Source organism: Micromonospora sp. NPDC050417, assembly GCF_044458865.1.
In the GTDB taxonomy this organism is placed as follows: domain Bacteria; phylum Actinomycetota; class Actinomycetes; order Mycobacteriales; family Micromonosporaceae; genus Micromonospora_G.
In genome coordinates this window covers 1-1401 of sequence record NZ_JBITIH010000073.1, presented here as the reverse complement: position 1 = coordinate 1401, position 1401 = coordinate 1, and the positions used below count along the sequence as shown (strand labels likewise).

Annotated in this window: 2 protein-coding genes; both read left to right on the top strand. The window is 24.9% G+C overall.

Features of this window, described 5'->3' with window-relative positions:
- On the top strand, nucleotides 1–956 hold a 956-nt coding region (locus tag ACIBF5_RS32710), incomplete at its 5' end, for a penicillin-binding transpeptidase domain-containing protein (protein WP_396816756.1).
- A complete protein-coding gene (gene blaI / locus ACIBF5_RS32705; RefSeq protein WP_001284658.1) occupies nucleotides 946–1326 on the top strand; it encodes a penicillinase repressor BlaI in 381 nt (126 codons plus the stop codon). The genes ACIBF5_RS32710 and blaI, both read left to right, overlap by 11 nt.
- The last annotated feature ends 75 nt before the right edge of the window (nucleotides 1327–1401 follow it).

Below are 1401 nucleotides of genomic sequence, written 5' to 3'. Positions count from 1 at the left end.
CCGTACTAAAAACCCCATTTTTCAACAAAAATATATTAAGCCATTCATTTAATGGTAAAAAATCATTACTCAAAAGAAGATTAATTAATATAAAAGAAGCCAATTTGAAAAAGCAGTCAAAATTAATTCTAATTTTTATTTGTATTTTTACTTTTTTTATCATGATAATTCAAAGCCAGTTTTTAATGGGGCAATCCTTAACTGATTATAATTATAAAAAGCCCTTGCAAAGCGATTACCAAATTTTAGATGAAAGTAAAAATTTTGGTTCAAATAGTGGATCTTTCGTTATGTACAGCATGAAGAAAGACAAATACTATATTTATAATGAAAAAGAAAGTAGAAAAAGATATTCTCCTGATTCAACTTACAAAATTTATTTAGCACTGTTTGGACTTGACCGTCATATTATAAGTGATAAAAATTCACGTATGTCATGGAATCATAATCATTATCCTTTCGATTCTTGGAATAAGGATCAAGATTTAAATACGGCAATACAAAACTCAGTTAATTGGTACTTCGAACGTATTAGTAATCAATTATCAAAGAACTATACTTCTGATCAACTCAAGCAATTAAATTATGGTAATAAAAATTTGGGAAGTTATAAAGCCTATTGGTTGGAAGATAGTTTGAAAATATCTAATCTTGAACAAGTAATAGTTTTAAAAAATATGATGGAACAAAATAACCATTTTAGTAAAAATGAAAAGAAACAATTATCTTCTTCGTTATTGATTAGAAAAAATGAAAATTATGAATTGTATGGGAAAACAGGTACAGGTATAGTAAACGGGAAATATAATAATGGGTGGTTTGTAGGTTACGTAATTACAAATCATGATAAGTATTATTTTTCTACACATTTATCAGATGAAAAAGCCTCTGGTGAAAATGCTAAATTAATAAATGAAAAAATATTAAAAGAAATGGGTGTTTTAAATGGCCAATAAGCAAGTTGAAATATCTATGGCTGAATGGGATGTTATGAATATAATATGGAATAAAAAATCAGTATCAGCTAATGAAATTGTAGTTGAGATTCAAAAAAATAAAGAAGTTAGCGATAAGACGATTAGAACATTAATTACAAGACTATATAAAAAAGAGATTATAAAACGATATAAATATAATAATATTTATTTTTACTCATCAATTATTAAAGAAGATGATATTAAAATGAAAACTGCTAAAACCTTTCTTAATAAATTGTATGGAGGGGATATGAAAAGTTTAGTGCTTAATTTTGCGAAAAATGAAGAATTAAATAACAAAGAAATTGAAGAATTGCGAGACATTTTAAATGATATTAGTAAAAAATAAATAGATATAGGGTTCAAACATAATACATATATAAATTATGTTTGAACCCTATTAAATTAGATTTTTTATGAGATT

Coding starts and splice junctions, on each gene's coding strand:
- blaI (WP_001284658.1), top strand. CDS start 946: ATGGCCAATAAGCAAGTTGAAATATCTATGGCTGAATGGGATGTTATG.